This is a genomic window from Pseudomonas sp. GM30 (assembly GCF_000282275.2).
Classification (GTDB): Bacteria; Pseudomonadota; Gammaproteobacteria; order Pseudomonadales; family Pseudomonadaceae; genus Aquipseudomonas.
Map to the genome: position 1 here is coordinate 210014 of NZ_AKJP02000028.1, position 12691 is coordinate 222704.

At 57.7% G+C, this 12691-nt stretch carries 12 protein-coding genes; 4 read left to right on the forward strand and 8 right to left on the reverse strand.

Features of this window, described 5'->3' with window-relative positions:
- Positions 1-29: 29 nt before the first annotated feature.
- The 6 genes from PMI25_RS20700 to PMI25_RS20725 all read right to left on the reverse strand — a co-directional run bounded on the left by PMI25_RS20700 (position 30) and on the right by PMI25_RS20725 (position 8113).
- Positions 30-3512, reverse strand: coding sequence for a dermonecrotic toxin domain-containing protein (locus PMI25_RS20700; RefSeq protein WP_007968068.1), 3483 nt, complete (start codon positions 3510-3512; stop codon positions 30-32).
- 601 nt (positions 3513-4113) lie between these two features.
- The gene (locus PMI25_RS20705) at positions 4114-5025 is read right to left on the reverse strand and encodes an SDR family oxidoreductase (RefSeq protein ID WP_007968066.1); all 912 of its coding nucleotides are present in this window, start codon (positions 5023-5025) and stop codon (positions 4114-4116) included.
- A 209-nt stretch (positions 5026-5234) separates the two neighbouring features.
- The gene (locus PMI25_RS20710) at positions 5235-6137 is read right to left on the reverse strand and encodes an alpha/beta fold hydrolase (protein WP_007968064.1); all 903 of its coding nucleotides are present in this window, start codon (positions 6135-6137) and stop codon (positions 5235-5237) included.
- Positions 6137-6919, reverse strand: coding sequence for a class II aldolase/adducin family protein (locus PMI25_RS20715; RefSeq protein ID WP_007968062.1), 783 nt, complete (start codon positions 6917-6919; stop codon positions 6137-6139). The genes PMI25_RS20710 and PMI25_RS20715 overlap by 1 nt, the downstream gene beginning before the upstream one ends.
- A 131-nt stretch (positions 6920-7050) precedes the next feature.
- Entirely contained in the window at positions 7051-7737 is a 687-nt protein-coding gene (locus tag PMI25_RS20720) for an LrgB family protein (protein WP_007968060.1), read from the reverse strand.
- A complete protein-coding gene (locus tag PMI25_RS20725; RefSeq protein ID WP_007968058.1) occupies positions 7727-8113 on the reverse strand; it encodes a CidA/LrgA family protein in 387 nt (128 codons plus the stop codon). The genes PMI25_RS20720 and PMI25_RS20725 overlap by 11 nt, the downstream gene beginning before the upstream one ends.
- Positions 8114-8207: 94 nt before the next feature.
- Here PMI25_RS20725 and PMI25_RS20730 point away from each other — a divergent pair, with 94 nt between their 5' ends.
- Positions 8208-9095 carry a LysR family transcriptional regulator gene (locus PMI25_RS20730; RefSeq protein ID WP_007968056.1) on the forward strand — a complete coding sequence of 296 codons (888 nt, stop codon included), beginning with the start codon at positions 8208-8210 and terminating at the stop codon, positions 9093-9095.
- Here PMI25_RS20730 and PMI25_RS20735 read toward each other — a convergent pair.
- Positions 9085-9540 carry a flavodoxin gene (locus PMI25_RS20735; RefSeq protein WP_007968053.1) on the reverse strand — a complete coding sequence of 152 codons (456 nt, stop codon included), beginning with the start codon at positions 9538-9540 and terminating at the stop codon, positions 9085-9087. The genes PMI25_RS20730 and PMI25_RS20735 overlap by 11 nt on opposite strands.
- Before the next feature lie 154 nt (positions 9541-9694).
- Here PMI25_RS20735 and PMI25_RS20740 point away from each other — a divergent pair, with 154 nt between their 5' ends.
- Both PMI25_RS20740 and PMI25_RS20745 read left to right on the forward strand, forming a co-directional pair.
- Entirely contained in the window at positions 9695-10171 is a 477-nt protein-coding gene (locus PMI25_RS20740) for a PAS domain-containing protein (RefSeq protein WP_007968050.1), read from the forward strand.
- Between the two features lie 55 nt (positions 10172-10226).
- A complete protein-coding gene (locus PMI25_RS20745; protein ID WP_007968048.1) occupies positions 10227-10832 on the forward strand; it encodes a hypothetical protein in 606 nt (201 codons plus the stop codon).
- A 3-nt stretch (positions 10833-10835) separates the two neighbouring features.
- Here the strand turns inward: PMI25_RS20745 and PMI25_RS20750 are convergent, their stop codons facing one another.
- Complete coding sequence (locus PMI25_RS20750; RefSeq protein ID WP_007968046.1) at positions 10836-11795, reverse strand: MerR family transcriptional regulator; 960 nt, start codon at positions 11793-11795, stop codon at positions 10836-10838.
- A gap of 212 nt (positions 11796-12007) precedes the next feature.
- On the opposite strand from PMI25_RS20750, the gene PMI25_RS20755 reads away from it, so the two are divergent.
- The gene (locus PMI25_RS20755) at positions 12008-12577 is read left to right on the forward strand and encodes an antibiotic biosynthesis monooxygenase (protein WP_007968045.1); all 570 of its coding nucleotides are present in this window, start codon (positions 12008-12010) and stop codon (positions 12575-12577) included.
- Positions 12578-12691: the final 114 nt, after the last annotated feature.

Genomic DNA, 12691 nt, shown 5'->3' on the forward strand with positions numbered 1-12691 from the left:
TCAAGCGATCCCCATGCGCCAACCTGGGATCAGCGCACGATGGTCTGGCTGATGCCCGTTACCCGATCCTTCATCAACTCAGTGATGAAATCGATCAACTGTTGGTCTGCAGCTTTATGACCCGCCGCCTCGGCGACGAATTGTGCTGCCGACCGTGCGTCATCGACCAGATCCAGAAACGATCTTTGTACGTTGGTCACCTGCTTGATCACCTCTGCGCTCGCACCGGCTGTGGCCGCCTGGCCGAGCGTAAACAGTCCGATCAGCGCGTCTGCGCCGTATCCCAGGGCCGCGGAGTAGTCACCTCGCTGTTGCGCCTGAGATCCGTCGTAAACACTTTTCATCATCTGCACCGCGACGACCAGAGTGCCGATTGGCGGCACGGCGAGACTGATGACACTCGTCGCCTTGATCAGGCCATCGTAAATCAGTCCGGCGATAACCTCCTTCAAGCTGGTGGTTCGCTCGTCGATATCGCTCAATGCGCGACGCACTCTCCGATCATGGAACGTGAAGAGGTTGTTCAATTTGGCGCGTTCTTGCGTCTTGACCGGAGGCCGGGTATTCACGGTTGCGACAAGATCGTCAAAATAGTCATTGATTACTTTTTGATCGACGATCGCAACCCGGTCAAAATAATAATCGCGCATCGGTCCATAGCGGAACCGAATGGAGGGAATGAAATCGTTGATAGGTCGGTAGGCAACGCCATCCGGCGCATCGGGCGTATATAACCAGTCGTTGAACTGGCCAAGAATGTTCATCCGCAGGATATAGACACCCGCAACCGTACGATCCCCCGCCTTGGTCAAGTCTATTTTCCCGATATTGAATTCATAAAGACCTTCATCACCTTCTGCAGAACTACCTGCGATCGGGTAGTGATAGACATCCTCTTTCAAACTGCCGACAACCCGTTGTAGCGCTAAAAAAATTTCAGAGCCAAACCTGCCATCAACGTAGTTGGAGAGCAGATCGTAATGCATCTGACAGCGAACTTTTTTCGCGTGAACGGCACGCTTGAAGGCGTAGTCAGGATGCTCCCGATCCAGATAGTCGGTATTCAACATTTCCGTATACCTGTCGCCAGGACGGAATGTTTTCGATAACGAGGAAAGATCGCGAATATCCAGCTGATCGATCGCCGGATGGCCACCTGTCAAAAAATACCTTGGGTCATTCTTGCTCGGATACGCCGGATTGGCAGCTTCAAACGACAGTCCTTCGATGAGCAGATCCGTTACGCTTTTCTGAAAATCGTCAGTCTGGACAATAATCTGATCCGGATCGATCTCGACACTTCGTCCTCGCGAACGCAGCAGATTTTCAAGGTTCTGCTTCACCGCATCGCGGGTAAAGCGTTCAAAAGAAGGGAACGCATTGTCCCTTGTCTCCACGGTGGAGAGTGCTTTCAGCTCGGTATTCAAACGAGCGTAACGTTTGCGCGGCTCAATTTCGAGGTAGCGGTAAGGCGCAGGCGCAATGGTCTTGTGTAACGCCAGTTCAGACTGATAAGCGACAGTGACGTTATTGAGCAACGGCGCTGTGCCATTGGGGAAAAGGTCCGGGTATCGGGTATCCAGCTTGTACAGATAATGGGTTGAGTGACGGCTGGCACCGCGCAACGATCCGGCATCGTGCAAATAGTCCGGATGAATCAATGACGCCGCGTATTGGCGATCAGCGGTCATGGCCGATTCAAACCACTTGTTCAGAGCGAATGCGTCCGCAAACGTCATGAAAACAGACTTGCCTGCAGGTGTTTTCAGATAAACAAGATGGTTCCGAGTCTCCCGTGCCTGAAAAATCATCACACCTTTCAAGGTTGGCCCTGGAATCTGCAGGCTCAGTTGCAATCCGCGGATGGACACCGACGGGTCACCTGCCAACGCCCTTTCAATGACCTTCGCTTCGGTTTCATTGAAGACGCCCGAATGGCGCGCAACGAAAAGCGCGAATTCCATGTTGCTGTGCAAGTGATCACGATACGCCTGTGCAAACTCAGGCGATGGATCAACGGGAAGCCTGAATACGAACTGCGAGCGCACGTTGATATTGCTCAACCATCGCTCAAGCGCTGCCGAGGATAGCCTGCTGCCGGACGGCAGCCCGGTGATGCTGATTTCGGCTTTATATCCCTCGTCATGCAGACCGAAGATGATGAATTCCGTCAGGGTCCGACTATCGATCTGCTCGAGGGTGCGGCCGCCCACTTGCATCTTGTGGACGCTGCGCACCTTTATCGTCTCGGCATCCAGATGCTCACCCAACGCGCTCATCGCCCAATCGGAAAAACAACGCAAGACATATTCTTTAAACGAGAAATGCCTGTCGAACACCATCTGGTAGGCAGAGTGATATTTCTCCATTGAGTGCTCAAGTTCGACGTACCGCTGCTGAAGAGCGTTTCCACCGCTCTTCAGCCAGTGTGGCCATTCGGTACGCTTGAGTTCTGCCTGCACTTGATCGAATCGACGACCGATGTCAGCACGCATCTTCGACAATACCTGATTGTCCTGCAATACCCGGCTGAACGCTTGAGTCTGGCCCTTGCGATCGCGCATCAGACTTGCAAGCGTATCGAGCTGCCCCTTCAAGTAAACATCGACACAATACGCAGACACACTCTGCCTGGCTTTGGGGAAAGCGATTTTGCTACCGGACGCCGATACACGCGCCAGCAACGTCGCGGGCAAGTCGAGGTTCCTGGCGAAGTATTCAAAACCATTGCCTGGTGTGTGAAGGACATAACCGGTGGACTCATTGAGCAATTTCATTTCCGGATCCGCCCGCATCGCATTATCGAGCACAAACCCGGGCCCGAGCGAAGTGCGATAGTCGGGTTCAGGACTCACCACAACGTTATATGCACCGGCGCCGTTTTCCAGGTTCAACAAGTAGCAATAGCGCTTCGCCATGCCATGATCCAGGAATCCCGCCATGGCTTTTAAAGAAAGCTCTGCTGTCAGCACAACGTTATATGCCTGATGCAAAGCCTGTTTATTTGTCAGGCCGGTATTTTCAGTCGTTGCGACTTTTACGGGTGCTGCCCAATACTTGCCCATCTCCGAACGCAGACTGCTTTCCAGATTTCGCAGCGTATAAGTAATAGCTTCCTCAGCCTCGAAAATACTGAAGCCCTTGACTCTCATCTGTTCGCCAACGGTTTCCGGCAGATGAAAAACACCGTCGCCGCCGCCATCCAGATAGTTCGGCAGCACATTATTATCAAGACAATGAAACAATACGTCAGACAGTTTCCCCGAAGGACGACGTTCTATCTCATATGACTTATCGGTGACATTTATGTACACATTATCGATATCGATATTCTTTCGCCGTTGCTGCAGTTCTTGCTGCAATGCCTGCCGAGCAATCTGCCGAACTGTCGGGATCGCCTCAACAATAGCGAACAAATCATCCTGCACGGCGGCAGCCTTTACCCACTCAGCCCTCCAGGTTACTTCCGCACCTTCAGAACCTCGCATCAGGCTTTTGTATAACTTATCCATATTCAAGTCCTATCTTTAAGTTCAATGAACGGAACCCCGTATCACTGTGACAGCGAAAGATAGTTTCATTTGTGAAAAACAAGAAGCGCCAGTTCATTTCAACAAATATAGATTACAAAACATTAATCAAAATTAAAGAAGCCACTTATGAAAAGTGACAAGATCACAAACAAACACTGCGCAACAAGATCCATACAAAGCAACTAACGCAGCCATCCAGAATAGACAGAAGCGATACATTTGAGACTGCGAATGCTCTGCAAAGTCCAAGCAGGGTGCGCTGGCACGAACAAGACTGTTGCACGCCCCGTAACAGTGCATGTCCGGAATCGCTATTTTTCCATTGGGCTCAAGTGCTTATTCTGAGCGGGCTTTCACGGCACACGCCGCAAAGCACCCAGCTTTGGCTGCTGAGTAACCCGCGCCAGCGCTGACCGATTTCAGATGAGTCGATGCTTCGATTGATCGCCCCGGTGTTCACTGACGTTGATTTGTAGCTCCTTGATCCAACGTCTTACCTTGGCCGCTGCGTTTGCAGCGGCCTTTTTTATGGGCGAAGGTTTTGCCGATCGGGTTGCTCATTAGCCGGGCATGACACACGTCACAGCGAATACTTCTGCAAATTCGCCATCATTTCCTTCAGCGCTTCAATGTTGTCCTTCGGATGCGCCGCGCCTTCGAAGTCGCAGATCTGCTGCCAGTGCGCCGCGACATCTTCCGGCGAGAAACCACTGCGCGGATCGAACCCGGCGCCGAGGCTGCGTTCCCAGCGCACCTTGCCCATCCAGCCACCACCGACTTCAAACAGGCCGGAGGTTTCCTGGCACTGTTCACTGGCCAGGTACACCACCAGCGGGCTGACCAGCTCCGGTTTGAGCTGTTCGAACACTTGCGGCGGGATCAGGCCTTCGGTCATGCGCGTGCCGCCGGTAGGCGCGATGGCATTGACCAGAATGTTGTTCTTGCGACCTTCGATGGCCAGGGTACGGGTCAGGCCGTAGAGGCCGAGCTTGGCCATGCCGTAGTTGGACTGGCCGAAGTTGCCATAGATGCCCGAGGTCGATGCCGTGAAGATCACCCGGCCGTAGTTTTGCTCACGCAGGTGCGGCCACGCGGCGCGGGTCACTTTGTAGGCGCCCTCGACGTGGACGCGATAGACCAGATCCCAGTCAGCGTCGTCCATCTTGTGAAAGGTCTTGTCGCGCAGAATCCCCGCGTTGTTCACCACCACATCGACACGGCCAAAGGCGTCGAGGGCGTTCTGTACCAGTTTGTCGCCGTCGGTGACCGAGTCATGGTTGGCCTCGGCGATGCCGCCGGCTTCGCGAATCTCCGCCACCACACGGTCGGCCGCGGAGGCGTTGGCGCCTTCGCCCTGGGTCGAGCCGCCGAGGTCGTTGACCAGCACTTTGGCGCCGTGCCGGGCAAACAGCAACGCGTGCGCCCGACCCAGGCCACCACCGGCACCGGTGACGATCACGACTTTGTCTTCGAAACGTACGGACTCATTCATCGCAGGAACTCCAGCAGGCCTGAGGGACAGTAATCCCGAGTGTCAGGCACGGGGCTTTCGCTCACAACGAACAGGGCTGGGGCTGAATGGTGGGCGATAAGGCTGGGGGATGATGAACAGCAAAATTAAAAGATCAAAAGATCGCAGCCTTCGGCATCTCCTACATTAATTTGTGCAGGAGCTGCCGCAGGCTGCGATCTTTTGATCTTTCAGGAGCACGCCACCTTGCGCGGCGGCAACTCCAGACGCTGACGAAACGCCAGGTAATGCTTGAGCACCTGCACCGGCGCTTCAATTTGTGGGTAATGACCGATGCCCGGCAACAACACGGTGTCGGCATCGGCAATCAGCTCACGATAACGCTGGACCATGTGCGCACCGGAGATCGGGTCGACTTCGCCATCGATCACTCGCAGCGGGATTTCATCACGCTGCATGGCCGCCACCCAACGGTCGCGCTGCACACGGCGCTCGGGGATGTAGCTGATCAGTTTGTGCAGGATGCGTGGGCCGCGATGGGTCTCGATCAGACTCCAGAAATCATCCAGCTCACTTTCGCTGGGGCCGGTCTGCGGACCAAAGATCTGCCGGAAACTTTTCACCAACGCGTCACGGCTGAACGCCCGCCCGATCATCCAGCCCAGCGGGCTGAGCAACAGCTTTTGCATCAGCACCGGGCGATGGGTTTCCGGGAACAGTCCGCCATTGAGAAAGACACAACTGGCCACCTCGATCCGGTTTTCGTAATGCCGGGCGAGCAGTTCCTGGGCAACGCTGTCACCGTAATCGTGAGCCAGCACATGCACCGCTTGCTCGATCTGAAGATGCGCCAGCAGCGCCTGTTGCAGGTCGGCCTGTTCCAGCAGGCTGTAGCGGTGATGCAACGGTTTGGCCGAATCCCCGAAACCGAGCATGTCACAGGCGATCACTCGATAACGCTGGGCCAGTGGTTGCCACAGATAGTGCCAATCCCAACTGGCCGTCGGAAAACCGTGGATCAGCAACAGCGGCTCACCCTGCCCTGCCGTCCAGTAGCGGATCGACTGGCCGCGGAAGACAAACGTCCGGCTGCGTTTGCGCCAGACACACAGAGGAATCTCGGCAAGAGGCATCAGAGTTTATATCCGGGGTCTTGTTTATCGAGTTTGCGCAGCAGCGCCGGCCAGGCCAGCGCGCCGCCCATGCCTTGAGCACTTTTGGTCACGCCGGCGATCATCGCTTTGGCGCCCGCGAGGATCTGCGGTTCGATGGCGATCAGTTCAGCACCTCCGGTTTGCGCCATGACCTGAATATCGCAGGCGCGCTGGAAGGTGAACATCATCAGAAAGGTGTCGGCGATGGTGCTGCCACAGGTCAGCAGACCGTGGTTGTGCAGCATCAGGAAATTGTTCTCGCCCAGATCGGCCTGCAAACGGGCCTTCTCTTCATGATTCAGCGCCACGCCTTCATAGGCGTGATAAGCCAGGCTCGACAGCACGAACAGCGACTGCTGACTGATCGGCAACACGCCCTGCTTTTGCGCCGACACCGCGACACCGGATGCGGTGTGGGTGTGCAGCACACAAACCACATCGTGCCGCACTTCGTGCACGGCGCTGTGGATGGTGTAACCGGCGGGATTGATTTCGTAGGGACTGTCCATGAGCTTGTTGCCGGCCTGATCGACTTTGACCAGGCTCGACGCGGTGATCTCATGGAACATCAACCCGAACGGGTTGATCAGGAAGTCTTCGGTGCCGGGGACCTTGGCCGAGATGTGGGTGAAGATCAGGTCGTCCCAGCCATGCAACGCCACCAGCCGATAGCAGGCGGCAAGATCGACCCGAGTCTGCCATTCCGCGGCACTGACCTGGTCTTTGACATCAAGGGACGACTGGACGGGGGCTACGCTCACTGTATGCACCTCTGCGTTCTTATTGTTCTGCACGTGTCAGCAGTCTAGTCAGGCGCAGAGGATCGCGGAGTTGCATTGCCAGCCAGCTTGATGACTGAGCGGGTCAGCCATGCAAACACCTTGGATCCATGTCAAAGCAACGACGCCAACAAAGGCGCGGCGAACAGATTGAGCAACCCGGTCAGCACCATCACCAGCCCCGCCACCGAGCCTTCTTCACCGCCCACTTCATGCGCCCGACTGACGCCTGCGCCGTGCGCGCCAACCCCGAACAACGCACCGCGCGCCAGGGCACTGCGCAGTGGCAGCCACTTGAGCAACACGCCACCGAGCATCGCGCCGAACACGCCAGTGAACATGACGAACACGGCAGTCAGTTCCGGCACACCACCAAGATCCTGCGCCAGTGGCATGGCGAACGGCGTGGTGATCGAACGTGGCACCAGTGACATGGTCACCGAGCTGTCGAGCGCCAGTGCCCTGGCCAGACCGAACGAGGTGGCGATCGACGCGGCACTACCGGCGAACATACCCAGCAGCAACGCGGACCAATGCTGCATGAGCAATCGCCGCTGCTGCCAGATCGGCACCGCGAAAGCGACCGTCACCGGGCCGAGTACCAGCATCAACCAGTGGGTGTTGCTGGAATATTCGGCGTAGGCGGTGTGCAGCGGCACGGCGAGGGCCAGCAGCAGCGCCGGCACCAGAATCAGCGGCGACAGCAGATAACGTCCGGTACGCCGATAAATCCAGCGACTGAACAGATAAGCCAGCAGGGTGAAAGCGAGCCAGAACATCGGCATCCATTCAAGCTTCATGGGACCGCCTCAGGCGCACGGCCAACTCGACGGTGAATGCGGTCACGAGCATCACCATCAGGGTACTGGCGCCGATCACCAGCAGAATCCGCCAGCCGTCATTGCGCAGCAGTGCGCCGTAGTCGAGCAGACTCATCAGTGCCGGGATAAAGAACAACAGCATCTCGGCCATCAGCAACCCGGCACCCAGTTGCAGCGCCGCCGGTTTGACCCAGCCAAACGCGAACGCCAGCAGCAACAAAGCCATGCCGATGACGCCGCCGGGAATCGGCCAGGCCAGCCACGCGGCGATCTGGCAGCCGAGCAGGTAGAGACCGAGCAGCACGGCCAGTTCTGCGAATAGACGGGAAAGATATTTGAGGGATGCGGCGTTCATGATGGGCTCCTTACAGGGGCTTATTTTACGAAGCGGCCTGCCATCCCAGAAGCGAATTGTTAGACTCAGTCCTATTCCACAATGGAATCGGATGATGGAATTCAAACAGCTGCGCAGTTTTGTCGAAGTCATGCATCAGGGCGGCTTCACCCAGGCGGCGAAAACCCTGCACATCAGCCAGTCGGCCGTGAGCAAGCAAGTCGCGCAACTGGAGCAGAGCCTCGGCACGCCATTGCTTGAACGCCTCGGCTCGCAACTGCGCCTGACCGCCGCGGGCAGCGTGGTGCTGCAGCGCGCCGAAGGCATGTTGCGTTTGCGCAATGAGTTGCTCAGCGAACTGGATGATTTGAGCCAACTGGCTCGCGGTGAACTGCGCCTCGGCCTGCCGCTGCTGGGAAGCGATGCACTGTTCGCCGGGCTGTTTGCCGAGTATCGGCGGCGCTATCCGAACATCAGCATTCAATTGCTTGAGGGCGGCAGTCGCAATGTCGAGCAGGCGGTGCTCAGCGGTGAACTGGAGTTGGGCGGCAGCCTGCTGCCGAAAGATCCGCAGTTCGACTTCCAGCCTTTCTGCGATGAAAAGCTCGATGCGCTGCTGCCGGTGGATCATCCGTTGGCAGCACACGGCGAGATTGGTCTTGAGGAATTGGCCGACACGCCGTTCCTGCTGTATCAGCGCAGCTTTGTGCTCAATGACCGTCTACTGCAGGCCTGCCAGCAACTGGGCTTTACCCCGAAAGAAGGCGGGCGCAGTGGCCAGGCGGATTTTCTCGTGGCACTGGTGGCCGCCGGGCAAGGCGTGGTGCTGCTGCCCAGTGTGGTCGCCCGGGCACTGGAGCGCCCGGGCGTGGTACGCCTGACCCTGCGCGCGCCGGATTACTTGCGTTGGGACATCGCGTTCATCTGGCGTCGGGGTGCCTATCTGTCGAAAGCTGCGCAGGCCTGGCTGGCCTTGCTGCGCGAGCGCGCGATCAGCCCTTGAGCGTGGCGATCAGTTGCGCCAGCCATGGCTCGGCGTCGGTTTCCGGGGTCACGCTTTCGCTGGCGTCCAGACGCAGCATCTCCTGCACTTCGCGCACGCCCAGCTCGGCGAACAACTCACGCATCAGCTCGCCGCCGCCGCAGAACGTATCGCCGTAACTGGCATCGCCCAAACCAATCACCGCGCCCGGCAAACCGCGCCAGGCCATTGGCAGTTGATCGCGAAGGCTGAAATACAGCGGCTGCAGGTTATCCGGCAATTCGCCCATGCCGGTGGTCGAGGTCACCGCGAGAATCGCTTCAGGGCCAAACGCCTGAATGTCCGCAAGGCTGGCGCGCGAGTTGTAGAAGGTTTCAAAACCGGCGCCTTTCAGCAGGTTCTGCGCGTGACGGGCGACTTCTTCGGCCGTGCCGTAAACCGAGCCGGAGAGGATGGCGACTTTCATCAATCTGATCCTGAAGCTGAAAAAAAAGAGCGGCGATAGTAGCAGTCCCGACAGAGATGTTGCGACTGGCTCTCAACAGACGCTGATGGCCTATAGACAGCGCCGGCTGATCTTCTAGAATGCGAGCCATCGACAATGCTGAAAGGATTCACAGATGATCAATGCCAGTCTGCTGCAAATGGTGATCAACGCGTCGAACGACGGAATCGTGGTGGCTGAGAAAGAAGGTGAGCAGGACAACATCCTGATCTATGTGAACCCGGCCTTCGAACGCCTGACCGGTTACAGCAGCGAAGAGATTCTCTATCAGGACTGCCGCTTTCTGCAGGCCGGAGACCGTGATCAGGCAAGTCTGGAGCGGATTCGCGGAGTGTTGCGCGAGGGTGGTTCGTGCCGGGAGATCCTGCGCAACTACCGCAAGGACGGCACACCGTTCTGGAACGAACTGTCGCTTTCGACGGTAAAAAATGCCGATGACGGTCAGACCTACTTCGTCGGTGTGCAGAAGGATGTCACCGTTCAGGTCAAGGCGCAGCAGCGCGTCATTCAGCTGGAGGCCGAGGTTGCGGCATTACAAGCGGAGCTTGCAGCGTTGAAAGCGACGAACGGCGCAAACAAAACAGCGAACTAAGTGTCATTAACTACAATCACCAATGACTTTGTAACTATTTCTTTCGAGCCAGGCCATGCAACGCGACGCCCTCCTGACCCAGGATGAGCTGGATTTCATCCAGACCATGCAGCACAACCCGCAGCTCAATGTGCGGGATGCGACGTCGAGCCTGCTGGTCAATGGTGGTTCGCAGATCCGCGACCTGCTCACGCGCCTGGCGGCTCAAGAGCAAGTGACCATCCAGGCCAACTTCGAAAATCAGCAGATGACCTTTCCGCTGCACCTGGTGGAAGACGAATTCCACGCCTTGCACCTGCGTCTGGGCGTACCGAGCATTTACGAAGACGGGCCGATGGTTCGCCCATGGCGCCTGACCCTCGAAGAGCCGGTAGCGCTGGAAAATGCCAAGGGCCAGCCGGGCATGATGTGGGTACACGAGGTGTCGCACAAGGGCGTGCTGCTGGAGATGCGCAACAAGACCAAACCACCCAAGCATTTCGCCCTGTGGTTCAGCCCGTCAGGTTATGAGCGGATTTCCCTGCGCGGCAATTTCGAGCGCGAAACCGAGCACGGCTTCTACGCCTATGAGCTGAGCCAGACCGATGCCGATGAAACCGAACGCCTGCGCCAGTTCATTCTGCAGCAACACCGTCTGACCCACCCCGCCCTGCACACCTGATATTCAGGTATCCAGCGTCCCCGCGAGAAACTGCGTCATGCGCTGACGCATCGTCGCCCCTTCATTGCCCAGACAACCGATCGACGATCCGGCCAGGTTGTCCTGTGCCAGATCAGCAGTATCACCGGCGAGCATGACCTGACAATCCAGACTCAATGCCAGACGGTTCAACCGTCGCGGCAAATCGGCTGTCGGGGCGTGGTTGGAAAACAGCACCAGCGCCTGCGGCTTGATCCGCTCGCACACCAGCGCCAACTCATCGAATGGCTGACCGGTGGTCAGCACCCGCACCCCGGCGTCATTGCCGCTGAGAAACAACGCGGCGACCAGTAGCTCGAGTTCACGACACTGACCGGCGAGCGCACTGACAATCACCTTGCGCGGTTGCACGCCGCGCAGCGCAACAATGCGCTGCAGCACCCGAGCCCGCAGGAACCCGTCGAAAAACAGCCACTCGCTGGTCTGACCGAAGGCGTCCTGGCGCTGCAACATCTGCAGCCACAACGGCATGAGGATGTCCTGAAACACCACCGGCAGCGAGTATGAAGAGAAAATCTGGTTGTAGACCTGATCCAGCGCGCGGTCATCGAACGCACTGACTGCAACTTGCACCTGCTGCCGCCACTGCGCGTAATCGGTCTGAACCAGATCATCGGGGATGATATGCGCCAGGGCCTTCAATGGCTCGGTCTTGGCGAGGATCTTGCCGACCTTGCTCACGGCCACGCCGCGATCGATCCAGTCGACGATGCTGCGCACACGCTCGATTTCGGTCATCGAATACAACCGGTGCCCGCTTTCGGTGCGCGTCGGCTGGATCAAACCGTAGCGGCGCTCCCATGCACGCAGCGTAACCGGGTTGACGCCGGTCAGTCGCGACACCTCCCGAATAGGGAACAACTCCTCGCGCTCTAGCGCGACAGAGGCCTGCGGGGCAGGGTTAGCGTCCGTGATAACAGCCATGGTGCTGGTGTGTCCGCTCGGTAAATTTGGATCCCATTCTACATCCGATGCCCTCTATCGGTTCAACCCAATGAACAGAGACGAAAGTCTCTGAAACTGTCATCAAAATCGGGAATAATCCTTGCTTGCTGAAAAGTGCAGGCCCCTACCCCGGCCTGCGCCATGCGAAATCTCCTACCCGGAGCGACGCAATCGAAATATGGAGATACACAATGTCTACTTCCCCCGTCACGCTGATGGTTGCGCGTCGCGTCGCCGACGGCCGCTATCATGACCTGATTGCCTGGCTGCGCGAAGGCGAACAACTGGCCACAGACTTTCCCGGTTACCTGGGTTCCGGCGTGCTCGCTCCGCCACCCGGTGACAACGAATTCCAGATCATTTTCCGCTTCGTTGACGAGCAGACCCTGCACGCCTGGGAACACTCGGCCTCGCGTACCGCTTGGTTGGCCCGGGGCAGCGATCTGTTTGCGCACCCCACAGAGCATCGAGTCAGCGGCATCGAAGGCTGGTTCGCCGCGGCTGGTCAGCGGCCTCCGCGCTGGAAACAGGCCGTGGCGATCTGGCTGGCGTTCTTCCCGGTATCGCTGCTGTTCAACTTTGTCCTCGGCCCGCTGCTCGGCGAGATGAGCCTGCTGCCGCGGGTGTTGATCAGCACCGCATGCCTGACGCCGCTGATGGTGTACTTCTTCATTCCGCTGTCGACGCGGTTGCTGGCCAACTGGTTGAACGCTGTACCGGCGCGACCTTTGCCTGCAACACCCTCTACGCAGAATCGCTAATCTTTGTGTGGGAGCGAGCCTGCTCGCGAATACGGACTGACATTCAACATTGATGTCGACTGAGACACCGCTTTCGCGAGCAGGCTCGCTCCCACAGGTATTGGTAACGCCGAC

Excerpts from the sequence above, each read along its gene's own strand:
- PMI25_RS20700 (WP_007968068.1), bottom strand. The coding sequence starts at position 3,512 with ATGGATAAGTTATACAAAAGCCTGATGCGAGGTTCTGAAGGTGCGGAA.
- PMI25_RS20705 (WP_007968066.1), bottom strand. The coding sequence starts at position 5,025 with ATGAATGAGTCCGTACGTTTCGAAGACAAAGTCGTGATCGTCACCGGT.
- PMI25_RS20725 (WP_007968058.1), bottom strand. The coding sequence starts at position 8,113 with ATGAACGCCGCATCCCTCAAATATCTTTCCCGTCTATTCGCAGAACTG.
- PMI25_RS20745 (WP_007968048.1), top strand. The coding sequence starts at position 10,227 with ATGCAACGCGACGCCCTCCTGACCCAGGATGAGCTGGATTTCATCCAG.
- PMI25_RS20750 (WP_007968046.1), bottom strand. The coding sequence starts at position 11,795 with ATGGCTGTTATCACGGACGCTAACCCTGCCCCGCAGGCCTCTGTCGCG.
- PMI25_RS20740 (WP_007968050.1), top strand. The coding sequence starts at position 9,695 with ATGATCAATGCCAGTCTGCTGCAAATGGTGATCAACGCGTCGAACGAC.
- PMI25_RS20755 (WP_007968045.1), top strand. The coding sequence starts at position 12,008 with ATGTCTACTTCCCCCGTCACGCTGATGGTTGCGCGTCGCGTCGCCGAC.
- PMI25_RS20730 (WP_007968056.1), top strand. The coding sequence starts at position 8,208 with ATGGAATTCAAACAGCTGCGCAGTTTTGTCGAAGTCATGCATCAGGGC.
- PMI25_RS20710 (WP_007968064.1), bottom strand. The coding sequence starts at position 6,137 with ATGCCTCTTGCCGAGATTCCTCTGTGTGTCTGGCGCAAACGCAGCCGG.
- PMI25_RS20720 (WP_007968060.1), bottom strand. The coding sequence starts at position 7,737 with ATGAAGCTTGAATGGATGCCGATGTTCTGGCTCGCTTTCACCCTGCTG.
- PMI25_RS20735 (WP_007968053.1), bottom strand. The coding sequence starts at position 9,540 with ATGAAAGTCGCCATCCTCTCCGGCTCGGTTTACGGCACGGCCGAAGAA.